The sequence below is a fragment of the Paenibacillus sp. FSL L8-0436 genome, from assembly GCF_038593025.1.
Lineage (GTDB): Bacteria > Bacillota > Bacilli > Paenibacillales > Paenibacillaceae > Paenibacillus_AQ.
Genome location: NZ_CP151955.1, coordinates 3193666 through 3217141, shown reverse-complemented (window position 1 = coordinate 3217141; position 23476 = coordinate 3193666). Strand labels below are relative to the sequence as shown.

The window sequence follows — 23476 nt, the reverse complement described above, 5'->3', positions numbered from 1 at the left end:
CTTTACACTATAGCCAGAAAGGATTGGTGGGCATGAAAAACAAATATGTGCTGCGAACAAACGGTTTGACCAAAAGCTACAAAGGTGCAAATGCACTTAAGGATCTGTCCCTAACGATGGAAGCCGGCCGGATTTACGGTTTAATCGGGCAAAACGGTGCCGGCAAATCCACATTAATGCGTATTGTGGCCGGACTCGTTTTCCCTTCCTCCGGAAGTATTGAGCTATTCGGCCAAAACGGCGAAACGGCGCTGCAGGCGGAACGGAAAAGACTGGGCTGTATGATTGAGCATCCTGCACTAACCCCGCATATGACGGCAAAGCAAAATCTCACCTTTCATAGGATCATGCGCGGTATCCCCAGCGAGACCCTGGAAGATGAGCTGCTGGCATTGGTTGGCCTTAGCGGTACAGGAAAGAAAAAGTCCAAAAACTTCTCGCTCGGCATGAAGCAGCGGCTCGGGATTGCCATCGCTCTGCTCGGCGACCCCGAGCTGCTGATCCTTGATGAGCCGATTAACGGGCTTGATCCTTTGGGTGTGGTTGAGGTACGCAAGCTGCTGATCAAGCTGTGCGAGGAACGGCAAATGACTATCCTCATCTCCAGCCACAATCTGCCGGAGCTGTATCAAGTGGCAACCGACTATTTTATTATCCATCAAGGGGAACTCAAACAATCGATCACCCTCGCAGAGCTTGAGGAAAGCTGCAAGCATCATCTGCGGATCAGCTGTGATCAGCCGGAGAAGCTGGTCAGTATTCTGGAAATGCAGCTGCACACCGGTAACTACAAGGTTATGCCGGATCAGACGGTCAAGCTGTACGACTATTTAAATGAAAAGGAACGGGTGGCACGCACTCTCTTTGACAATGGGATCGTGGTTACTAGCCTGAGTATCGAGGGAGATACCCTTGAGGATTATTTCATTTCGGTTATTGGAGGTGACCGGAATGCCTAATCTGATCCGCGCCGATTGGTACAAGCTGCGCAAATCCAAGGCCTTTATACTTTCCAGCTTGTTGTCATTTATAAGTGCTTTAGGAATGAATCTGATTTCCTATTGGATTGGGCAAGGCCAGATGGCTGCAGAGCTGGGTTCGCTCACCTTCAGCTTATCCGATCTGTTCATTCTGACCCTTCTAGGCTCGTTCCTTGCAGGCAGCTTCATCTGCGGAGATTTTGAGCATAGAACCATACAGGATGCCATTTCACGCGGCCATAGCCGGTTTAAGGTTATGCTCAGCAAGGCAATTGTGTATTTCATAGCTACTGCCGTTCTGCTGCTCCCCTACATTGTGATCACCAGCATTGCTTTCAGTACAGGTGAAAAGTTCAGTACACCTTATGCCGCTTCGGTGTTTTTGCAAATATTGGATAACAAATCCGACATCCCCTTTGATGCTGAGTCCCTGCTGAAGCTGATCGCGGTCATGCTGACCCTGTTGGCGGTTTATGCTGCGCGGCTGAGCATTTGCATCCTTTCTTCCTTTGTACTGAAGAAGTCTTCACTTGTTGTCGGCATCGGGTTTGGCGGTACTATGCTTCTCGATCAGTCCCTGGGTCTGGGGAACAATCTTCCGACGGTGGCAAAATTGTTCTCCTATACTCCTTTCGCCTCGGGTTATACGGTGGTGACTCTGGATGCAAGTGCCGGGGAACTGTTCAAGGCTACAGCGGTCAGCCTGGCTTTTATCGCCCTGATGTTAGCTGTCTCCTATAGTGCATTCAGAAAATCGGAAATGAAATAGCAGAAAGGCTGGTGATGATGTTGGCAATTGCAGCAGGGTTCCTGGGGTGTTGTGTAGTTATGCTCATCCTGTATATTGTTGTTCTTCAGCTGCAATTGCGCAGCATCAACCGGCAGCTGGATAAGCGGCTGGGCATACAATCACGTCAGCCGCTTAGTCTGGAGCTCATCAACCCCGAGTTGAACCGCTTAACGGCTAATATCAACAAATCCTTAAAGGTGGAAGAGAACCTGCGTCTGGACAGCATTCTGGAAGAAAAAAGATTCAAGGAGCTGATTGCGAATCTCTCGCATGATCTGCGCACACCGCTTACCGCGATTAAAGGCTATCAGCAGCTATTGGAAACGGGTGGACTGTCTGAGGATCAGCAGCGCAAACTTCAAACGGCTCAAAAACATGCCGATAAGCTGGGAGCGTTAATTGAACAGTTTTTCGAATATGCCTATTTGGAAAATGCAGAGCCGGTGCCTGACAAGGAGCGCATCCATCTGACAAACCTTGTGACAGAATGCCTGGCGGAATCCATCACTGAATTTGAGCAAAGACATCTGGCGGTGCATCTTGTAGATGCTGCGCCGTGTTTGCTTTTGCCGATAAGAAAATGGTCGTACGGATGGTCCAGAACCTGATCCGCAACTGTGTCACCCACTCGGACGGAGCTGTGGAAATACAGATTCTTGCTGGTCAACAAGCGGCTATCGTCTTCAGAAATCCAGTGAAGGATGCCACTGCTATTGATATACAGCGTATATTCGAACGTTTCTATACCGCAGATCAAGCAAGAGGCGCAACTACAGGACTGGGCTTGTCCATTGTCCGGCTGCTTGCAGAACAATCGGGCGGCAGCACCAGCGCCTCCATTCAGGATGGGGTGCTAGAGATAAGAGTCGAGCTGCCTCTATATATGTGATCACCCTCCTGATTTCCAGTCGAACTAAAATAAGAGAAAATGGAAGAACTCCTCTCAGAATCTTCGAAGATAAACAAGCTTTAGGCACAAAATCATTGTGGCCCATCTGACTAAACAGCAAATAAGCCGGAAAGTCCTTTAAATCCTAAGTGACTACCGGCTTTAATATTTATCAATCAGCGTTTAATTTTTTATTAATTTTGTACTATGGTCTACGAACCAAATCAATCTCCAGATCCTTATCTTAGATTCTATTTTAGCTGTTGAGTAATTGTAGTTTTCAATTCATTATAATCTCCGTTCACTTTCACTCCATTAACTATAAATGTAGGGGTGCCATAGACTCCATTTGCAGCAGTAACTTTAAAATCTTCTTTAACATCAAGTAGGTAGGAATGTTCTTTCAAATCGTTCTTTAATAAAGAGAGATCTAAACCTTCAATTTTTCGAGTTACTAAATTTAATAGATATTCTTCAGTAGCCCAAATTTCTCCTTCATCACCTTGATTTTGGTAAATTTCGTGTTTAAATTCCCAAAATTTATCAGAGTTTTGTCTATATACCGATTCTGCTGCAAGTGCAGCTTCTATTGAGTCAGGTCCAAGGAATGGGAAGTTTATAACATAAAATTGTACTTTTCCAGTATCAATAAAATCTTGCTTAAAATCAGGAAAATTTTCATTCTCCCATTTCGCACATGACGGGCACTTAAAGTCAATAAACTCAATTACTTTAATTGGTGCAGTAGGATCACCAAGAAAAGGTTGCTTTTCTAATTTGAAATCTCCAATCGCTATTTCTATTTTCCCTTTCGCATCCATAAGCGCAGGGAGTTTTTCAATTTCGCCTTTCTGTGCAGAACTTATTGCCCAGATAGATGATGCCCCGAGTAAAAAAACAACTAACACTCCAATAAATGCAGCCCATTTTTTTTTAGATATCTTGCCCATTCCTTCTACCCCTCATGTATATTTTTGAATATATTCGAAGAAATCTAACATCAACAACATCATGCCAGCATGCAAGTTTTAAATTGAAAACTTAATAAATGAAGCAAAGCAATATGATATATCTGCTCCAGTAAAAAATAGCCATTTGTGATTTCCACGACTCAGAAAGATAAAGTATAGGAAAATGAGAGATCTAAAACAACCTTCTACGAAAATTCATTCCGAAAACCAATTGACTTAAGATGTAGTAATAAAATAATTACCAAAAATATAGCGAAACGCTTCTCCCTCATCATTTTTGAGAGATTCTATATAAATTTCATCATTATAAATACTATTTGCTTTAATATTTATAGAGTTTACTCCCGTTGAGCCGTCAGGCGCGATCATACCTCTAGTACCTATGAAAGCTAATTTAGAATTACTAACAAAAAAGATAATATTTCTATTCAACTGATCTTTTTTTATTGCTTGAGAGGAATAATTTTGTAGATTTACATTGATTCTATTTTTCACACTATTCTTAACGTCTTTAAAAAAGGAGAATTCAAGTGGAATTATTTCACCATTAAAATTATCATCTACTCGTTCCATCTCATCAATTCTATTGATTCTTTCTGCACTTAATATTCTTGGATCATCTAAATGTACGACATTCGTTATTTTGTCAAATGTAATTTTTATTTTAAATTCCTCAGCAATAAATCTTGCCGGAACCATAATTGTGGAATTTTTCACCACTGCAACCGTGTCCATTTGTTTCTTCTGACCATTTACAAGTGCTATCTTTTCATTAAGAATGATAGAAATGTTATCTGCTCCCATTGTTACCGATGCTTTTTGTTCCTTGGCGCTCCATGAGACTGCTGCCCCCACCACATCTCCAATTAATCTTAAGGGGAGTAGGGTCCTTCCGTTAGAATCCGCATAGGGGAGTTGTTGATTTGAATACAGAACATATGAATTGTTTAGTTTCAATTTTAAAGGAGTCTGTAAAATATATTGTGTAAACTCTCAAACCCATTAAAATGGAAGTAAGAGAAAGGTTGGGGAGAACACATGGGACTTTGGACAAAACAGCAGTTACGGGAATTTATTAAGGAAAACAATTTGGTAAGCGCACAGGATGCGCAAAATGCTCTAAAAGAGCTATTCGCTGAGACGATTCAGGAGATGCTGGAAGCCGAAATGGATACTCACTTAGGCTACGGAAAGCATGAAGTAAAGGCGAAACTCACTCCAAATAGTCGCAATGGAAAGAGCCGAAAAACGGTCGTCAGTGAGTACGGTGAACAGGAAATCGCTATCCCTAGGGACCGTCTGGGTGAGTTTGAGCCACTTGTCGTCAAGAAGCATCAGTCGAACGTAACGGGCATCGAAGAACAAATCATTGCCCTGTATGCCAAAGGCGTCAGTACAAGAGAAATCCAGGATCATCTAGGACAGATGTATGGCATTGAAGTCTCTCCTACGCTCATTTCCAATGTCACGAACAAGATTGTTCCTCTCATTAAAGAATGGCAGAACCGGCCTCTGCAGGGCGTCTATGCGGTCGTCTATCTGGACGCCATCCACTTTAAAGTCAAACAAGACGGGGCCATTATCAACAAGGCCGCCTACATGGTCATTGGCATTGATTTGGACGGAAACAAAGATGTGCTGGGCATGTGGATCGGGGAGAACGAGTCCTCCAAGTTCTGGCTGAGCGTGCTCAATGAGCTGAAAAATCGCGGGGTGGGGGACATTCTCATTATCTGCGTGGACAACCTGTCCGGGTTCTCTCAAGCGATTGCAGCCTGCTACCCCCAAACTGAAATCCAGAAGTGTATTATTCACCAGATCCGCAGTTCCACACGGTACGTGTCGTACAAGGACATTAAGAAGGTGACCGCCGACTTAAAGCCTATATACAAGGCCGCTACTGAGGAAGGCGCCTTGCTTGAACTCGACCGTTTTCAGGAAGTCTGGGGCGCTAAATATCCTCTTATTATCCGTTCCTGGCGGACAAATTGGGACGAACTCGCTACCTTTTTCAAGTACCCGCCTGAGATCCGCAAACTCATCTACACCACCAATATGATCGAGAGTTACCACCGCCAGCTACGCAAAGTAACGAAAGGAAAAAGCATCTTTCCTACGGATGAGGCATTGCTGAAGATGCTCTATTTAGCTACCGTTGACGTCACTCGGAAATGGACGGGACGTGTACAAAACTGGGGGCAAATGCTGCTCCAGTTGTCCGTCTTCTTTCCTGATCGGGTCGGTCAACACTTGCGTTAGATTCGCGACTTCCCCCTCGGGGGAATCTATGCTTAAAAGAGTTTACACAAAATTATTGACAGACCCTTTTAAAGAGTTTCTGCTAATACCATTCGCATTTACTGAGTATTGAGATCCACTTAAAAATGTAATAATCGAAATAGCTAATAAAAATGCGTATTTTATTTTTTTCATTTTTCTTTCTCCTAACCTTTATTTTTATAACAATTATAATTATTTGATAAACATATGATATTAATTAGACGATGCATAGTTTGTAATGTTTCAAATAATTAAAAAATAGATTGGCCTAATTTATTTGATTCTAAATTAGGCCAATGAATATATATTAAAACAGTTAAGGAGTAGGGATCCCTGCTTTTAATTTTACATACTCATTATTTTGGGAGAGATAATTAACAAGTACATTTTCAACTTGATAACCACATGCTGATGCAGTATTTGTAGAGTCCATCAACACTTCAGTTCCTGAAGTTGTCCCGACCTTGACATTATACCAATGAGTATTGTAAAAATAAGAACCCGATTCAAGCTGCTGTGGTTTTTGAGCAATAGTTGTTAAGCGTTTCACTTGCATGTTTGTACCATTAGTATTGAAATTTTTACTTGAGGATACTCCTGCTACTAATGTATACTCTTTTGACTCCCCAGCTTTATTTACTCCGTTAACATAAAGTGCAACAGAAGTACTGGATACTACGTAGAACTTCATAAACACTTCTGAGCCCATTTTAAAGTTACCAAAACTAGCGTTATTATTAGTGTCACCCTTAACAAACATTCCCCATGTCTCGTTAGTGGGTGATGTTCCTGAGTCATAGTTTAAAGCTAATCCCATATCCAACTCTCCGGAGGGTGAGGAGGCACCCATATAAATATGAGCCTTCTCAGTCGAATTAATAATGCTCACTTCAGATGTAGTTTTCGATGGAAGATAAATATTAGCTGTTATTCTTGATTTACCCTTAGTAGAAAGAACTCTTCTAAACGGTCCGGCGTTATCACCCACACATTGTGAGCCCGGGTTTGTATAAGAATATGTAGAAATGGGAAAATCAACATTTGCGCTAGTAGATACACTTTCAAAAGTTTCTTCTACTTTTCCCTCTAGTTCATAGTTAGGCTCTAGTTTTAATTTCCCATCTAATCCAATATTTTGAGAGTTCTCTTTCTTAAATTCGTCTATCAGTTCCACTTTGTTTGCCGTAAAACTTCCGTCTTCATAAAGATAAATTACATTTTCTCTATCTTCTGGATCTAGACCTTCCATGATTGTTCGTAAAGTTGATCTATCACGAACATTAATTTGAGAATCAATAGATATTTTTCCTGTTACCGGTTCTGCACTAACAGGGTTGATTATACTTGCCAGTAAAAAAATGAAAACAATACAGGAATAGTTTTTTTCACAATTAAACATCTCCTAATTTTATTTTTAGTCCAAGAGAAAAATGATTTCGCAATACCCTCCCATATATTACTAGTTTAGAATAACACATTATTTTATTTATTTCTATTTATTTACAGGTTATTTTTTCTATATATGATAAATATAAGGATATATAGATTGAAATAGAATTTTAGATATAGGAGTTACAGAGAATCAAGTGTTCGAGAACAAGCGACTCATCGTATATTTTCCAACTCCCAGGCCTAGAACATGCACCTTTGCTGGCAAACCACTCATCCCATATCTCTCATACTTATTTGGCCTACTTCCAAACCGCAGATTTACTAGCATTTCCTACAAAGTGCATAACTCATGTTAATAGTTTGAAATGTTTCAACCAGGAAAATTGATTGACCTGAGGCAGGTCTTAGAAGCTAAATTCATTAAATAGCACAACAAAGCACGGCAGGCACAACCTCCGCTGCTCTGTTTTTTTGTGCCGATGAGATGGTTTGCAAGGGTTGAAATTACAAGATCTACGTTGTATGATATATCTAATAGTTACATATCTAATAGATACATTATAGTCAGGAGCGAGGGTTATGGCCAAATCAGGAAATACAATGTTCGCAGTTCTGGGTGTTTTAACGAAAGGAGTCTATTCCGGATATGACATCAAGAAACATTTCAGCGGCTCGCTTCATCATTTCTGGAGTGAAAGTTACGGGCAGATTTATCCTGCTTTGAAGGAGCTTGTTGCCCAAGGATATGCGGTGGAAGCCAGCACACCCAATCAAACACGCGGGCAAAAAAAGTATCAGATTACGCCTGAAGGCATGGATCATTTCCGGGAATGGCTGTCCGCCCCCATTGGCGCCCTTAACTACCGGGATGAATTGCTGCTGAAGGTTTTTTTTGCAACCCCTCAGGATAGAGAAGTCATTAGAAGTTTGTTCGAACATGAGCTGGGTGAGCTCACAAATGCCATGGAGGTTTACCGCGAACAACAGCGTTCATTAATAACACAGAAGCAATCGCCGGAAGATTTACCGATGTGGATGTTAACCTTAAACTATGGAATCCTGTCAACCGAAGCTAGACTGCAGTGGTGCAAAGAATCAATTGAATGGTTAAATCAACAGCGTTAACGAGGGAGTGAAAAAAGTGAATCAGAGTGAACTGCATAACATCCAGGGTGTAAACTTTAACATCGAAGTACAAGGAACAGGTGAACCGCTTGTGCTGCTGCATGGCGGCTACTCCAACCTCAAGGTGTGGGATCTCCATGTGGAAAGACTGGCTCAAGCTTATCAGGTGATCCGGTATGATCAGAGAGGATATGGACAAAGCGACGCTATCACCACCCCCTTCTCCTATTATCAGGACCTGAAATCCGTTCTGGATCATCTTGGGATTACCCGTGCCAGTGTTGTCGCCTCTTCCTTTGGAGGAAGTGCTGCGATTGACTTCGCTCTGGCCTATCCGGATCGTGTCAGCAAGCTAATCCTTGTTGCCCCTTCTGTTAACGGCGCCAAGTATCCCTTGCGGCTGTCCTGGGAAGGCATGAAGGATTTCCTGAGAGTCCGCCGGGTTGGAATCAACAAGGCTGCGGAGCATTTTATGAAGAACAGCTTCTGGCACTACCTCGTTCCACAAGATCAGACGCTTCGGGCTCAATTCAAAGAGCTTTATGTCAGTAATGAAGTCTTTTATCAAGGCAAGCCCAATTTGCATCGTCCTTTAATGCCTCAGGCCTACAGTCGCTTAAATGAAATCAGTCATCCAACACTTGTTATGGAAGCCGGGCTGGATTTACCCTTCAACAAGCAGATCTGCAGTTACGTACATAAGAATATTCCAGCTTCAGAATTCGTCCAGCTGCGTCAATGCGGCCATTATCCGCATTTTGAGCAGCCTGCTGAATTTATAGAGTTGATTATTGAATTCTTAAATAAAGACCATATAAGTTGAACTTTAGACTTACCGAGCCGGCATAGAACGCAACTGCGGTGAATGTTTGGACTTCCGGCCACTGTTGTCTTCAGATTTCTTGATTTTAACCGCTATTAGCGGTAGAAATCCGAAGACAAAGGCGGACACTACCGTTCCTCCAGTTCCAAAATCCCCCTCCGCTGCTTTTGCCTCTAGGTAGTTCTTTAGTTCAACTTATATAGACAAAAAAGCCTGCACCAAAGCGCAGGCTTTCGTTGTTTTTCTATCGCGTTCCATTACTGTAGTGGTGATGTTAGAGTCTCCACAAGGTAGCACAACTCGTAATACCCGCGCCTACCGACCACATAAAAAACAAGTCGCCGGGTACCAGCGTCCCGTCCTTAATCGCATGGTGAAGGGTGATAAACGGACTGCTTGTGCCCGTGTAGCCATAAATATCCCCAATGTAAGGGAATTTAACGAGCTCCTCATCCAGCTTACCCGCGATATCTTTAATGACGCTCAAGTTTAACTGACTAAGGATATAGTGCTTCACATCACTTTTTGTATATCCATGTTCCTGAAGCAGCTGCTCAATATTGGATACTGCTGTCGGGAAAGCCACATTGACGTTGTACTCCGGATGAAGATAGATTTTCTTCTCTTCAAGCGACAGATGTTCTCCGTACATTTGCGTCATGCCTCCGGCAGGGAACTGCATATCCTCCGCCTTCTGCGTATTGGTGTAGTACGCCGAATCTATCAGACCGGAATCCGTATCCTCCACTCTCTCCAGCAGAACCGCACAGGCCGCATCTCCGCAAAGGCCCTTGGATGCCAGGTCCCCTTCTTTGTAGAAACGGGCAATCTGCTCCGACCCTACAATGAGTGCGTATCTCACTCTGGGCGTGGATATCATGGATCGGGCTGCTTGGTCAGCAGCGACAACCATACCTACACAGTTGGCATTGCTGTCATAGATAATGCAGGAATCTTTACCCTCCAGCGCCTGATGCACAAATGCAGCATCTGTCGGAGCGCTGAAATCATGTGTTCCTGAGGAGAATACGATCATATCCAAATCGCTTCCGCTGAGCCCACAGCTCTTCAATAACTTTTTGGATGCTTCAATAGCCATATAAAGCGTGCTCTCTTCATAGTCCGCCGCGTAATAACGATCCTTACGGCCAAAGAACTCCCAAATGCCGATAAGCTTGTCCGCTGAAGCTCCGGCCTGCAGAGCCAATTCCTCATTGCTGATCTTATAGGCAGGATGGTACACTTCGGTGCTTACTATTTTGACATTAGCCATGGTTGACCACCCTCTGCTTTAGATTTAGGATATACGATTTAGGATTTAACGATTGCCCAAGCCTCTTCCACCGTATCCACAAAATGTCCTTTAAATCCGGCGCTTGGAGCTACTCTCTGTAATTGAGATTTGGCTACTACTTTCTTCGGATTCACCAGAACCGCATGTTTAAAACTGTTATACAGCACATAGCAGCGTTCCAGAACCGGCAATATCTCCGGCTTGAAGGGCGCCATATCGTTGCAGTCAATAATCAGAGACATCTCGTGGATCGGCAAAGTCGGCATGGACACCTCGAATATTTCCACTTCTTTTACCGTTTCAGCCAATTCGGCAAATCCATGCAAGCTGATGAAGATGGTGTTGAATTCCGGGTACATTTTAGTTTCTGCGATCATTTTTTAATGACACTCCTCTTAGTTGTTTTTTTCAATTTGCGGTTGCGGGATTCATTGGAAATAGGTTCATACCCAAGATTTACCGCTTTACTACTATCGTCAAATTGCACTGTTTTTTTGATAGTTTCTGAGAATTCATTTATGGCGTTCTGACTATTGTACGAAGCACAATATAGTCATTTGCGTCGCGTGAGATCAGTGTGTCTTTATTAAAATACACAAAATTGTCCGCACTGCGGTTTCGTTCCCCAAGCAAAAAGAGTTCCCCGTTTCGGAGGTTCACTCCGCGGGCTACCAGTTTATTGTTCATCATTTCCGAGAACACCGCATAATTGTCACCTACAAGTAATAGATCATTCCGGTCGCCAATTACCCATTCACGTTTGAGCAATACTTTAACCGGGGCTCCGGCTTTACTGCGGTCCATCGTCATATAAATGAAGTAATTTTTGGTCTTCCCGGCAGCATCCACTTCTTTGGAGTCAATCATCCAGACAATATCTTTACCATTCGAAGCTACGAGGTTGAAGGATTCATTTTCTTTCAGCTTGTAAAGCTCAGTTGTTTTTGAACTTGGCAGATCATACAGATACAACGTGCCGGTGTCCCATTTGCTATAGATGAACTTGTCATCTACAAACTGGTGGACCTGATCAAAACCGAGATCATTGATGGTCTGAGTTTCCAGTGTCGTTTTGTTAGTGAAGTAAAAATCTGAGCCACTGCTGTGTACATAATATTTGTCACCCACACCCAGTAATTCCGGAGTTTTCACTTCCAGCGGAAGCTCGCTTGTTTTTTTGGTTTTCAAATTGTACTGTACCAGCTTCTTCGGATAGATATTAATTTGTTTAGTCACTTCAATTGTGGACTCATAATAATAAACACTGTCTCCCAGGAGCTGCAAGTTCGTTTTGAACGTGTTAGTAGAAGTAACTTTCTCCGTCGTCTTCTTCTTCCAGTTATGTAGGTACAGCTGATAAGCCCCTTTGCTATCCTTCTCCAGTGAAGCGATCGTGTCACCCGTGAACTTGTAGTTGTAGTCAAGCGGCATGTTATATGCAGTTTTGACATCTGTAAAAGTGTACTTCGCAGCTGCGTGGACCGGACTGGCAATCAGGGGTCCTGCAGCCAAGACCGCAGCCAGAATAAACGCTAAGCCTGGCCTTATTTTGTGGCGAATCTTCAAAAACATGTTTTTTTATTCTCCTTTTGTTGTATTTAGACAACAAAAAACCAAACTACATGAGCGTCCCCGCTGTCATGCCGCTTTCGTGAGCGGTTTAGACCGGTGGCTTTGCGTCTTCCGCCTTTCGGCGGAGTTGCCTTTGTTCATCAGCTGGCGCTTCCGAATCACAAACATATTTTGGTATTTATTATCTATCTAAATTTATAATTCGACAAGAGTAGTCATTATCCTCCTTTTTTCTCACATTCAAATATTGTTCGCTGTACCTGTTTTGTTACGATAGTGCGTAGATCCGTTTGACCATAAAATCGAAAAAACGCTGATTCCAGTTCTCTGACAGCCTTTCGGTCAATTCTGCAATTAACGCTGCAGCGAGGTCCACCAGCTTCTGGACAACTGAAGGTAATGCATCCGGTCCAAGACCATTTAACGCTCCTGTTAACTCATCCAGTTGCTGTGGACTGAGTTTGCGATGCAGTCTCTTGATGCCGAGCTGCGCTGTAAAAGGATCTATTACATGCCGCAGAACGGTCATTAGATCTGCCGCCAGATGACTGCCGAGCCGATGTGCCCAGAGCAAATCGCCGCGAAGATACGCGGTCTCAAATTCCAGAAGGCTGAAAGTGAAACCGGAAAGGAGCCTCGTAATCTCCGCATCCGACATGGGGAAGCTCTCTGCCTTGTAATTGGCAAGACATCCCTCGGGATCATGCAGGACAAGGATTTGCTCGATTTGTTTCAGACTCTCCTCAGTCACTGTATAAAGATCGAAATGCAGACCGTCTTCAAACACGCCAACAATTTGCGGCCCTACAAAGTTAGCTTCCGACCAGAATATCAGCGGTTTATAGCTCTCCATATGGGATATTCTGCGCGCTAAAAAATCCGTCAAGCCCTCGCTGTGGACCAAACAGTACAAATCAACATCCGAGTAAACATCCTGCTCTCCTCTGGCATGTGCGCCTTTCAGAAATACTGCCCTGACTGCCGGATCACCCTTTACGGCCAAGCCTATCAGACGGATTGCTTCGTCTTGTTTCATTCTCTCTTCCCCCTGCAATGTGTAGTATGATCTGAACATAATCTTTCTTTTTTTATTAAAAGTGAGAAATATTGTGGCGCTGGTGCGTCTTATATACAAATAAATCAATTGGAGGCACTGGATGAAGGCACAGGAAAACGACGAACAAATCATTGCCGAAGTGCTGCAGGGCAACCAGGAGGCCTTTGCGGTACTCGTAGACAAATACAAGTCGAGCTTGTATGGTCTGCTGCTCGGTATGGGCGCCAGTCACCAGGATGCACAGGATTTGGCCCAGGAAACTTTTATCAAAGCATACCAGAAACTCCGCGAGCATCATGGCCAATCAAGCTTTACCGCTTGGCTGTACGCCATTGCGATCAACCACTTCAGGTCACTGAAAAGGCGGAAATCCCCAGGCCTAACAAGCAGTAACTTACTGGAGGAGAAGGATCGCGGGCCAACCCCTGAAGAGCAGTATATGCGTAAGGAAGACGAGCTTGAAATGCACCGGAAATTGTCCAAGCTTCCAGAACGATACCGGATTGTACTGCTGCTTCGCTATACCAATGAATTATCCTATGAGGAAATCTCAGCGATAACGGGAATGCCTATGCACCAGGTCAAAAATTGTCTCCACCGCGCCCGCCAAAAGCTGAAGAAACAATGGTCGAAATCCAGGGAGGGTTCCAATGAAAAAATGGGCTTACACCAATCACAATGACTTGTCCGGCACTGATAACGATCTATTGACGGATTCACAATTGTATACAAGCTCTAATCTAGCTGATGATTTCACAGAGCGCGTTATGGAACAAGTTCGCAATACAGAGATACTGCCCGCCTCCGGGCAACAATTATCCGAGATATCCGGAATGCAAAAGGGCCGCACCCTAAAAAGAGGTTTAAAGTGGGGCAGCACTGTTGCTGCAGTGATAGGAATTGCTTCATTACTGTTTTTCATTGGCAGATCAGGTACGGTCTCAGAGACGCTGTCCAACCCTCCACAGAAACCGTTCCTCCTTGCCAACCAGTGGGCAGAGCTTGGTCTGCTGGACGCCAGAATACTCGGAGTGGTGCAGCAGCCTGGCATAGAGAAAACCGATAAAGGTTATACCTTTGTCCTGCAGGACGTAGTGGCTGATCCTACCCGTTTGGTGCTTAACATTAGCATTACGGATAAAACCGGACATGCTGCCAACGAAGCAATGTCCAAATTTAATACCAGCCAATTGGAAATCCATGATGAACAAGGACACAACATCGGAGAACTGAAAGAGATCATGCCCTTGGCCAGTGACATTTATGGAAACTCTGGTCAAGCCTCTCTGCTGTTGACTTACGTATTCCCTGATGAAGGCCCAGGAAGCACCGTAGTTATTCAAGGCAATATTCATGAACTGGCTTCAAACAGTGAAACAGAAAAGGTAGTCGCCGGAGACTGGAGCTTCAGCTATGAAGCGGATATGACCGCAGCGCAGGCATTAACAGTAACCACAGATTTGAAGGACCATGTCTATACTACTCCGGATGGGATGAAGCTGGAGATGGATCAAGTAATGCATACACCTGCAGGTGTCACACTGAAATTCAACACCTCGCTTACTGGAGAGGCAGCCAGCCTTATTTCTGCCAATATTAATAACGCTCTTGGGCTCATGTTCCATTTTGAGGATGAGAAAGGTGAAGAAGTTTCAAGAAGCAACCGTTACAAGTCCGGATATATTACCGACACTTCCTTCGGCTACACTGTCAGATCAACAGAACAAGCCGGCAAGCTGCACTGGACCTACTATTTCAAGAGCCTTCCATATGACAGCCGGCAAGTACGGTTCATCCTGGATGGTTACAATAGTCCCGTCAAGTCTAACGATTCAGTGACGTTTCATCCTCATGAGCTTAATGAGAAACCCGCAGTATTTAGTGCTCAAGGTGATGTGCTGAAGGTGAACAAGATAGAGATCAAGGAAATCAAGGACGAACCGGGAATATCCGGCTGGATGTCGGTCAGCGGCGAATTCACCAACAGATTTTCTAATGACAAGTGGGTCGCCCTCGATGGTCAAGGAAAAGAATACAAGGTTATTTTTAGAGGTGGTTACACTATGGATGAGAAAGTCACATTTGGTGAGACGGGCAATCATGTGAATGAAGCCTATCTTATTGCCAAAGGCATGACTGAGCTGCCCGAGGAGCTTACGCTCCGCCGGGTCATAACGGATAAAAGATTTACCGATGTGAACTGGAGCTTTGATCTGCCAAAAATCGAAATAAAAAAACCTTGAGTTGCTTCTATTCTATTGTGGATCTGGAACTTCTGATCCGATATGCCATTTGATGTAGTCATCTTTCAGGATGCTGTACACTTCAAGATCGACGATTCCTTTGCCTGACCATACACTGGCTTGTCTCAAAGTTCCTTCTTTCATGAAGCCGTTTTTCAGCAGCACCTTTTTGGAAGCCCTATTGGGAGGCATTACTTCAGCTTGAATCCTATTGATATCCGCATCATTAAACAAGTAATTTATCAATAGGAATAACGCTTCTGAAGCAATGCCTTTCCCCCAATGGGCCTGCTCCAAAAAATAGCCGACCGATACCCTATTTACTTTCTGATTAAAATCAAATGCCTCGATAATACCAAGTAATTTGTCATTATTATTACAGCTGAATATTTATGTAATTGCATCCCTCTTCATTTAATGTCTATAAATAACTTATCACACTTGTTTCTTTTTCCGGCCCGAATTGATATTTACATAAATTTTAAGATTCCCCCATTTGGGCGAGGACGTAACTGCGGTGAATATTTGGACTTCCGGGCGCTGTTGTCCCCAGATTTCTTGATTTAATCCGCTATATGCGGTTGAAATCCGGTGACAAAGGCGGTCGCTATCGCTCCTACAGTTCCAAATTTCCCCTCCGCTACTTTTGCCTTTTTATTTAGTACTTTAAAAGCATTGACCGATCTCCAGGGATCAGGTAATAATATACATATATATCATCAATAACGCAGAAGAAGAGTAAGTAGACATATGTGAGAGGACTTGCAGAGAGCCGGTGGTAGCTGCGAACCGGTGTCCGGCATATGATCGAATGGACTTTGGAGTTGCTTTCCCGAACCGTCGGCTACGATGTTGTAGGGAAATGCCGGGCATCCCGCCGTTATCAAGGGAGCGGTCTCGAGATCATGTATTCAGCGATCTCCGCACCGTATAACGAAGACTGTAACGCTTGCAATTGATGCAGCGAGACGGTCATTTAAGGTGGCACAACGACAACTTCGTCCTTATGGGACGGAGTTTTTTTGTGTTGATAAGGGGGTGATGGCCATGGAGGATGGCTGGTGGTGGCGATTTATAATTTCTACACAACAACATTATACCAGGAGGTTTTTTAACGATGAAAAAACGTGTACTCACAGGAGATCGGGTTACCGGCAAACTTCACCTTGGCCATTACGCCGGCAGCCTGCAGAACCGGGTTATTTTACAAGATCAATATGAATCCTATGTATTTCTGGCGGATGTTCAGGCACTGACAACCCATTTCGATAGACCCGAATTGATCCGCAGCCATATCCGCGAGATTATGCTCGATTATTTGTCTGTAGGCATTGACCCCGGCAAGACAACCCTTTATGTACAGTCCATGATTCCGGAAATCGCCGAGCTGACGATCTTCTTCTCTATGTTTGTTACGGTGAATAACCTACGGCACAATCCAACAGTAAAAGCAGAATCGAAAAACGGCAGTCTGGATGAAATGTATTATGGTTTCCTCGGTTATCCGGTAAGCCAAGCGGCCGATATTGCCTTTTGCAAAGCCACCATTATTCCCGTTGGTGAGGATCAGCTGCCGCATCTGGAGCTGGCCCGTAAAATTGTGCGCCGGTTTAACGAGCTATATAAGCCTATATTTGTGGAACCTCAGGCGTTGATCAGTGAAACACCAAGGCTGATTGGCACAGACGGCAACGCGAAAATGAGCAAAAGCCTCGGCAACGCCATAACGCTCGATGCTTCAACGGAAGACCTTACCCACAAAATAAAAAGAGCAGTGACAGATCCTGCCCGCGTTCATAAAAATGATCCCGGGCATCCGGATATCTGTCCAATTTATGCTTATCACCGGGCCTTTCTTCCGCAAGACGCCGCTGAAATCCGCGAAGGCTGCGAACGCGGGACCATCGGATGTTCGGCCTGCAAAGAACGGATCACCACCGCGCTGGAAATGCTTCTGGCACCTATGCGGGAACGCCGGGCCTATTATGCGGCCAGACCGAAGCTTGTCGATGATATATTAATGGCCGGCACCCGCCATACCCGGTCTCTGGCCCAGGAAACGATGAACGAAGTCCGCGAGGCGATGAGCCTTGATTATTTTAAATGAACTCGGGATGCTTTCAACGAAGGATCTGGAATAGATGACTTAACAGCTGAATAATTGTGAATAGCAAAGAGGCCGCTTCAGCAGCGGCCTCTTCTTCTTGTTGTTACATATAAATATCAACTACAGTACCTTCTGCTGTGCGCAGATTTTCAAAGTCTGCCTGTTTGATCCGCAATCCTCCAAGACGATAAGGGTTGGCAAGCCGTTCGGCCTGAACCTCCTTGCCGCCCACGGTTACAGAGCGGAGACTGCCTTCTGCACAGTGGTAGATGAACGATACCGGTGAACCGCCATATTCGAAGTCAAAGCGGGTTCCATCGAGCTCATCCGGCAGTACAGGATCAATGATGAGATCACCGCCGTCCTCACGGATACCGAGCACGTTGGAGATCAGCTGATTCATGTAGATTCCGGGACCGCTGGAATAAATTCTCCAGCCGCCTTTAACGGCTACCGAACCATTCCGCAGCTCATTGAACCGCTCCTGCGCTTCGTAACGGTTAGCAAATTTCCCGTCCGAGCTGCTGAAGTAGGCATTGCTCTGACGCAGTTCAGCATTCGGCACGGCATCGCGGATCCCAATCGGATTAATGACCGCCAGTCCGTTCCATACCTGATCCCGCTTGCCGATCTTCGCCATAGCTTCTACGAACCGGATATGCGCATGCACATATTGAAGTCCGATTTCGCGTCCGAAATTAGCCGCCTGCTCCGCCCGTTTAAAATGCGTGCTGACTCCGCCGGCATATTGCGCCGGATGGTTCATCAGCCGCACACCATCCGGGCAGAGGAATTGCTCCAGGATCAGCTTGTAATGCGACTCCATTTGCTCTGGTGTGAGCAGCTCACCGATCATGCTGCGGGTCATCGGCAGCAGCCGGTATTGAATACCGGTCTCCTGATCTTCTGGATGAAGCATAGGCTTGGCATCCTGCGGATCTTCGAAATACAGGAAGCCTGGAATCACTTCCGTTCCCAGCATGTAACGGTTGAAGTCACTTTTGATCCCTTCCGCCATCTGCTTCAGCTCATTTGACCAAACTTCATCATTGCTCTGCAGCACTCCGGATAAACCGAGCACTGTCTGATAGGTAAGTGCAACTGTCCAGCTGCTGACCATATACTGCTTCAGCTGTGCGTTCGCCGGCTGGAGCGTATCATCCCAATCCCCGTCGCCGTAAGAGGACAGGAACGTATCATGCAGGAAGTGAGATTTAATGTAATCCAGCTCTTTGTTGGCATGTTCCCGCAGCGAAGCTGTCGTTTCCGTAAAGTCGAAGCTGTGCTTGCGTGTATATGGAATCTGTTCATCCAGTACAGCAAAATCAAGGGTTGCCCGCAAGTAATCCCCCAGCACTTTAAGCGGCCAGACAATAATATCGCCGTGGCTTTCTTCCTGCTGAATGGATGTGTATTTGTCGAACATGAACCACTGTGGCCAGCTGCCGTCATCTTCATACTGATGGGCAAACACGGTCAGCAGTATCTCGCGCACCTGCTCATATTTGTGTGTGGCGAGGAAATATTCCACCGGTCCCTGGCACACATCACGTGTCCCCCATGCTGCGCCGCCATACTGCTCCAGACCATGAGGCACTGAGTAATGGACCAGCATATTGTGAGTGTACCACCAGGCCAACGCATTCACTTTGAATAGTCCGCCTTCGACTCCGCTTTCCTGTGTCAGCTTGAAACCATTCATGACACCGGAGAAAAACTCACGGTAACGGGTGATTTCTTCTGTGACGGGTTTACTGGAGAGCGGACGTTCCTTGCCGTCCAGCAAGCCCTGTAGTGTCAGCGTCCACTCTGCGCTCTCCTCTAGTTCAAGCACAGCAAGCGAAGCACTGCCCTGAACCGGTCCGTCTGCCAGCAGACTTTCATCTCCCAGACGGTAAGAAGCCCCATCCAGGAACATCTTGTAAGTGAGCTCCGGATATACCTGAGCACTCGTTCCGGACTTCTCGCCACGGAAGCTGATCACTCCGTTCGGATCCTGAGCCATTTGGTAAGGCACCTCATACTCGGCCACATTCATCGTAATCTGGTTGCTGACGAGGAAACGGTACGCTTGGCCGCTTACAGATCGTACATGCAGCTTTACTTCCGGTGAATCAACTGTAGTATAGTTGGTAATTACAAGCGTGTCGGAAAGAGTTTTGTAGTACCAGCGCACGTAGTTAAAGCCGATTTCAAATAGCGACGGCATCGTAAGCATACGGTATTGTCCATCCATTTCCACATAAATACGCTGTCCTGAAGTCTTGTACACATTCAGCGCATTACGGGGGTTGGACATCATTTTATTGAAATTCGTATTACCGACTACCACCTGGGAATTGAAAATCCCATACATATACGAGGTTGTGGTCATGACCTCAGCACCCAGATGAGCATTGTTCCCGCTCATCAGAATATGCCCATGCGGACGTTCGACCAGCAATTCTTTACGCTTGAGCACAATATGCTCATAGGTACCGGTAAAGAAGGCCAGCAGCTGGCCGCCATCACGCTCTTCCTCAAATCTCTGCGGGAACAATGAGCTCAGCTCTTCCTCCAGCATGTCTACAGTTTGCAGCGGCGCTCCAAAACGTGAAGATAAGGAGGCCTGATTCAGCCAGTGACCCGTCTCCTGAACATCCCCCATGGCTTCAGCCTCATCCCACGCTTGACGCAGTGCCGAATTAAATTCCAGCTCTGTAATGGCTGCGGGATGGTCTTCACGGAACAGTCCATAAAAAGTAAAACGTGCGGTTCCATCCAGTTGAACTTTCTCGGATTTCAGCGCCGTATAGGCAAATTCATATTGATAAATCTCATTGGCCAGCTGTTCCTGGTACAATGCTTCCGGTTTGTCGGTTTCCTTGTAGGATAATCCGAAGAACTGGAATCCATCGGTGGAATACCCGGTAGCTCCGGTGAGAGTACCTTGCTGCAGGTACGGAAACTTGCCGCCTTGCGGCTGATTTTGCCGGGAGCAAACCACATATCCATACTTCTCATCCTCAAATACCGCATGATCAATATATTGCGATAAATAGGCTTCATTACTGGTGACAGCTGCAGGGGAAGCAATCCCCACATCTTGACTATAGATGACGTCCAGCAGCACATTGCTGCCTTCAAACTTCACATCCCAGAACCACACCCCACGGCTGGACAAAGTAAATATCACTTGATAACGGATATCCGTCAATAGCCCTGGGACATCCGGACCCGCAGTAATTTCACCTTGCCACATCAGGCGTTTGCCATCCTGACGGAAACGGCTGCTCGATTTCACACCTAGCAGTGGAAAGACCTGAATGCCGTCTTGCAGGTGCAAACGCGCATAAAGATTTCCGGGCGCACCGTCTACGCTATTAGACAGCAGCTGATTGATCATCATCGTCCCGCCGACAGCCTGGTACAGGTCGCCGCTTTCCAGGAAAGTAAAAGTCAATCCATCCTCGTGAAGCGACAGCTTGGAGCCAGTTCCTGTTATAGTTGTCATTTCTACTCACTTCCTTATCTGCTGCGGCAGATTGCCGCTATTCGTCAGTATTTGGGTTTAACATTTTGCACTATTTAAGCAAACGGAAAGACGCTGCCTGAACATCCTTGCTGCTAGCGCCGATGAACAGGCTGAATTGGCCGCGGTCACTGCTTACGGACAAGTCACTATGGTGATAGCGGAGCATACTTTCGTCAATCTGGAAGACGACCTCGCTGCTTTCTCCCGGAGCCAGTTCGACCTGCTTGAAGCCTTTCAGTTCTTTAACCGGGCGGACTACTTCTGCGGATACATCACGGATATAAAGTTGAACCGTTTCTGTTCCAGCCATCTTCCCGGTATTTGTGACAGTCACCTTCGCCTCAATCGGTTGATCAGCCTTCATTGTCTCCGCTGAAAGTGTAAGTCCCTCATAGGTGAAATCCGTATAACTTAGACCGAAGCCAAATGGCAGTAACGGTTCGTTAGGAATATCAAGGTACTGGGAAATATAACGGTTGCCTGTCTCTTCTTCCGGTTTGGGACGGCCGGTGCTGAAGGAGTTATAATAAACCGGAATCTGGCCAACGGAATAAGGAACGGACATACTGAGCTTTCCGGATGGATTAACCTTTCCGTATAACAGATCTGCCAGCGCAGCACCGCCTTCACTTCCCGGGAACCATGCTTCAAGTACAGCATCGGCTAGATCATACACACCATGCAGATCGAGCGGGCGGCCGTTAAACAGGACTACAGCTAAAGGTTTGCCCAGCCCTTTCATCAGCTCAATCATTTCCAGCTGTGCCTGCGGCAATTTGATATTGCTGCGGCTGCCGCCTTCACCGCTCATCTCTGAAGATTCACCGACCGCAAGCACGATTACATCGGCATCTGCGGCTGCTTTCAAAGCCTCATTACGCTGAGACTCGCTGATCGTGTCGATGCCGCTTCCCTCGGCAATAATCACATTGCCCGGATTTTCGCTCAGTATACGCATGGATTCTCCAAGCTTTACCGCCGTCTCTTTAGAACCCGTCCACGACCACCAGCCCAGAATATCTCCGCTATTCGCAAACGGACCAATCAATGCAACCCGTTGCTCAGGCGCCAGCGGCAGTACACCTTCGTTCTTAAGCAGTACACTGGATTTCTCGGCAAGCTTGCGGGAAACCTGGCGATGCTCGGCGGAGAACACTATCTCGCGTTCAAGAACCGGATCCGCACCACGCATTGGATTCTCGAACAAGCCCAGCTTTTCCTTTAGCTTCAGTATCCGCAGCACAGCTTCATCAATCAGCGCTTCATCCACAAGACCTTCTGCCACCAGTTCCGGCAGATGATTCACGTAGCTTGTAGTCATCATATCGATGTCGACGCCACTCCAGATTGCCTTAAAGGCGGCTTCTTTTTCGTCTTCGGCAGCACCATGGGCAATGATTTCCTTAATAGCCGCCCAGTCTGAAATGACAATTCCCTCAAAACCCCATTCTTCACGCAAAAGGCTGCGCAGCAGCTTGCTGTTTCCGGTAGCCGGAATCCCGTCCACAATATTAAAGGAAGTCATCACCATCTCGACTCCTGCGTCTACCGCTGCTTTATAGGCCGGCAAGTAGTATTCGCGCAGCTGGCGTTCCGACAAGTCGACTGAATTGTAGTCACGTCCGCCTTCAGCCAGTCCATAAGCTGCAAAATGCTTCACGCAGGCTGCAACACGGGAAACATCATTTCCCAGGTCATCCCCTTGGAATCCCTGTACAAATGCCTTGGCAAATACAGAGTTCAAATAGGGATCTTCACCAGTTGATTCCATCACACGGCCCCAGCGGGCATCTCGGACCAAATCCACCATCGGCGCAAAAGTTACATGAAGTCCTGATACTGCGGCTTCACGCGCGGCGATTTCTGCGCTCTGTTCAGCGAGTTCCGGGTTCCAGGAGCAGCCGATCGCCAGCGGAATCGGAAATATCGTCTTGAATCCATGTACAATGTCCGCCATAAACAGCAATGGAATGCCAAGTCTGTTATTCTTCAGATGTTCTTTCTGCACAGCCATCATTTTCTCTGCACCGGCTATTCCAAGTACAGAACCAGCCGCAAGTTTGGTCTCGCTGCCGATACCGAGCTCCTCCATAGGTCCGGTGATTTCCGAATGATCGCCCGGTTCATCATAAAAGGGGGCTGCGAGCTGCAGCAGCTGGGCTATCTTTTCTTCAAGTGTCATGTGCTTAACATATTTGTGATAGAGATGTTCAGTCATGGTTGTGTTCCCTCCACTGAAACGAAACGTTTCTATTCTATTATCTCTTTATTTATATGGTCTTTTCTAGTATGTGTTGTCTCTTTTTCATAAACGTTTCTATTAATTTCGACAGCAATACGGAGCAGTAGGAGTGCCAGAATCTTCTCTTGCCCGATAAATAACCGGAAGCTTGCCGCCGCGCTAGGCCAAAAACAAAGCGTTCGGCGGGAATATCGCAT

At 45.7% G+C, this 23476-nt stretch carries 20 protein-coding genes, 1 pseudogene and 1 riboswitch; of the genes and pseudogenes, 10 read left to right on the top strand and 11 right to left on the bottom strand.

Features of this window, described 5'->3' with window-relative positions; all coding sequences use genetic code 11:
* Nucleotides 1-32 precede the first annotated feature (32 nt).
* From NSS79_RS14730 to NSS79_RS14715, 4 genes are read left to right on the top strand one after another with little or no spacing between them, the layout of a single operon-like run.
* Nucleotides 33-959, top strand: a complete 927-nt coding sequence (locus NSS79_RS14730; protein WP_342439898.1) for an ABC transporter ATP-binding protein — start codon at nucleotides 33-35, stop codon at nucleotides 957-959.
* The gene (locus NSS79_RS14725) at nucleotides 952-1749 is read left to right on the top strand and encodes an ABC transporter permease subunit (protein ID WP_342439897.1); all 798 of its coding nucleotides are present in this window, start codon (nucleotides 952-954) and stop codon (nucleotides 1747-1749) included. Before NSS79_RS14730 ends, NSS79_RS14725 begins: the two co-directional genes overlap by 8 nt.
* Before the next feature lie 14 nt (nucleotides 1750-1763).
* Nucleotides 1764-2378, top strand: coding sequence for a histidine kinase dimerization/phospho-acceptor domain-containing protein (locus tag NSS79_RS14720; RefSeq protein ID WP_342440376.1), 615 nt, complete (start codon nucleotides 1764-1766; stop codon nucleotides 2376-2378).
* Complete coding sequence (locus NSS79_RS14715; RefSeq protein ID WP_342439896.1) at nucleotides 2363-2659, top strand: ATP-binding protein; 297 nt, start codon at nucleotides 2363-2365, stop codon at nucleotides 2657-2659. The genes NSS79_RS14720 and NSS79_RS14715 overlap by 16 nt, the downstream gene beginning before the upstream one ends.
* 251 nt (nucleotides 2660-2910) lie before the next feature.
* Here the strand turns inward: NSS79_RS14715 and NSS79_RS14710 are convergent, their stop codons facing one another.
* Nucleotides 2911-3609: a thioredoxin domain-containing protein gene (locus NSS79_RS14710; protein WP_342439895.1), complete on the bottom strand. Its 699-nt coding sequence runs from the start codon at nucleotides 3607-3609 to the stop codon at nucleotides 2911-2913.
* Nucleotides 3610-3846: 237 nt separating this feature from the next.
* Nucleotides 3847-4587, bottom strand: coding sequence for a copper amine oxidase N-terminal domain-containing protein (locus NSS79_RS14705; protein ID WP_342439894.1), 741 nt, complete (start codon nucleotides 4585-4587; stop codon nucleotides 3847-3849).
* Between the two features lie 81 nt (nucleotides 4588-4668).
* Here NSS79_RS14705 and NSS79_RS14700 point away from each other — a divergent pair, with 81 nt between their 5' ends.
* Nucleotides 4669-5889 carry an IS256 family transposase gene (locus tag NSS79_RS14700; protein ID WP_342435582.1) on the top strand — a complete coding sequence of 407 codons (1221 nt, stop codon included), beginning with the start codon at nucleotides 4669-4671 and terminating at the stop codon, nucleotides 5887-5889.
* Between the two features lie 42 nt (nucleotides 5890-5931).
* Here the strand turns inward: NSS79_RS14700 and NSS79_RS14695 are convergent, their stop codons facing one another.
* A complete protein-coding gene (locus NSS79_RS14695) occupies nucleotides 5932-6063 on the bottom strand; it encodes a hypothetical protein (RefSeq protein WP_342439893.1) in 132 nt (43 codons plus the stop codon).
* A 163-nt stretch (nucleotides 6064-6226) separates the two neighbouring features.
* Complete coding sequence (locus tag NSS79_RS14690) at nucleotides 6227-7309, bottom strand: hypothetical protein (protein WP_342439892.1); 1083 nt, start codon at nucleotides 7307-7309, stop codon at nucleotides 6227-6229.
* A gap of 572 nt (nucleotides 7310-7881) precedes the next feature.
* Here NSS79_RS14690 and NSS79_RS14685 point away from each other — a divergent pair.
* A complete protein-coding gene (locus NSS79_RS14685) occupies nucleotides 7882-8427 on the top strand; it encodes a PadR family transcriptional regulator (protein ID WP_342439891.1) in 546 nt (181 codons plus the stop codon).
* A 16-nt stretch (nucleotides 8428-8443) separates the two neighbouring features.
* A complete protein-coding gene (locus NSS79_RS14680) occupies nucleotides 8444-9250 on the top strand; it encodes an alpha/beta hydrolase (RefSeq protein ID WP_342439890.1) in 807 nt (268 codons plus the stop codon).
* 274 nt (nucleotides 9251-9524) lie between these two features.
* Here NSS79_RS14680 and NSS79_RS14675 read toward each other — a convergent pair whose 3' ends face one another.
* From NSS79_RS14675 to NSS79_RS14660, 4 genes are all read right to left on the bottom strand, one after another.
* Nucleotides 9525-10523, bottom strand: coding sequence for a ketoacyl-ACP synthase III (locus tag NSS79_RS14675; RefSeq protein WP_342439889.1), 999 nt, complete (start codon nucleotides 10521-10523; stop codon nucleotides 9525-9527).
* 38 nt (nucleotides 10524-10561) lie between these two features.
* Nucleotides 10562-10921, bottom strand: a complete 360-nt coding sequence (locus NSS79_RS14670; RefSeq protein WP_342439888.1) for a hypothetical protein — start codon at nucleotides 10919-10921, stop codon at nucleotides 10562-10564.
* A 139-nt stretch (nucleotides 10922-11060) separates the two neighbouring features.
* A complete protein-coding gene (locus NSS79_RS14665; protein WP_342439887.1) occupies nucleotides 11061-12116 on the bottom strand; it encodes a hypothetical protein in 1056 nt (351 codons plus the stop codon).
* A gap of 50 nt (nucleotides 12117-12166) precedes the next feature.
* Nucleotides 12167-12258: riboswitch (cyclic di-GMP riboswitch) on the bottom strand.
* Nucleotides 12259-12384: 126 nt separating this feature from the next.
* Entirely contained in the window at nucleotides 12385-13152 is a 768-nt protein-coding gene (locus tag NSS79_RS14660) for a nucleotidyltransferase domain-containing protein (protein ID WP_342439886.1), read from the bottom strand.
* Nucleotides 13153-13273: 121 nt separating this feature from the next.
* Between NSS79_RS14660 and NSS79_RS14655 the strand changes: the two genes are divergently transcribed.
* Both NSS79_RS14655 and NSS79_RS14650 read left to right on the top strand, forming a co-directional pair.
* Complete coding sequence (locus tag NSS79_RS14655) at nucleotides 13274-13855, top strand: sigma-70 family RNA polymerase sigma factor (RefSeq protein WP_342439885.1); 582 nt, start codon at nucleotides 13274-13276, stop codon at nucleotides 13853-13855.
* The gene (locus NSS79_RS14650) at nucleotides 13824-15416 is read left to right on the top strand and encodes a DUF4179 domain-containing protein (protein WP_342439884.1); all 1593 of its coding nucleotides are present in this window, start codon (nucleotides 13824-13826) and stop codon (nucleotides 15414-15416) included. Before NSS79_RS14655 ends, NSS79_RS14650 begins: the two co-directional genes overlap by 32 nt.
* A 12-nt stretch (nucleotides 15417-15428) precedes the next feature.
* Here NSS79_RS14650 and NSS79_RS14645 read toward each other — a convergent pair.
* Nucleotides 15429-15806: pseudogene (locus NSS79_RS14645) on the bottom strand (GNAT family protein); the annotation flags it as partial.
* Between the two features lie 727 nt (nucleotides 15807-16533).
* Here NSS79_RS14645 and trpS point away from each other — a divergent pair.
* A complete protein-coding gene (gene trpS, locus NSS79_RS14640; RefSeq protein WP_342439883.1) occupies nucleotides 16534-17523 on the top strand; it encodes a tryptophan--tRNA ligase in 990 nt (329 codons plus the stop codon).
* A gap of 103 nt (nucleotides 17524-17626) precedes the next feature.
* Here trpS and NSS79_RS14635 read toward each other — a convergent pair whose 3' ends face one another.
* Nucleotides 17627-21016 carry a cellobiose phosphorylase gene (locus tag NSS79_RS14635; protein ID WP_342439882.1) on the bottom strand — a complete coding sequence of 1130 codons (3390 nt, stop codon included), beginning with the start codon at nucleotides 21014-21016 and terminating at the stop codon, nucleotides 17627-17629.
* Nucleotides 21017-21086: 70 nt separating this feature from the next.
* A complete protein-coding gene (gene bglX, locus NSS79_RS14630) occupies nucleotides 21087-23255 on the bottom strand; it encodes a beta-glucosidase BglX (RefSeq protein ID WP_342439881.1) in 2169 nt (722 codons plus the stop codon).
* Nucleotides 23256-23476: the final 221 nt, after the last annotated feature.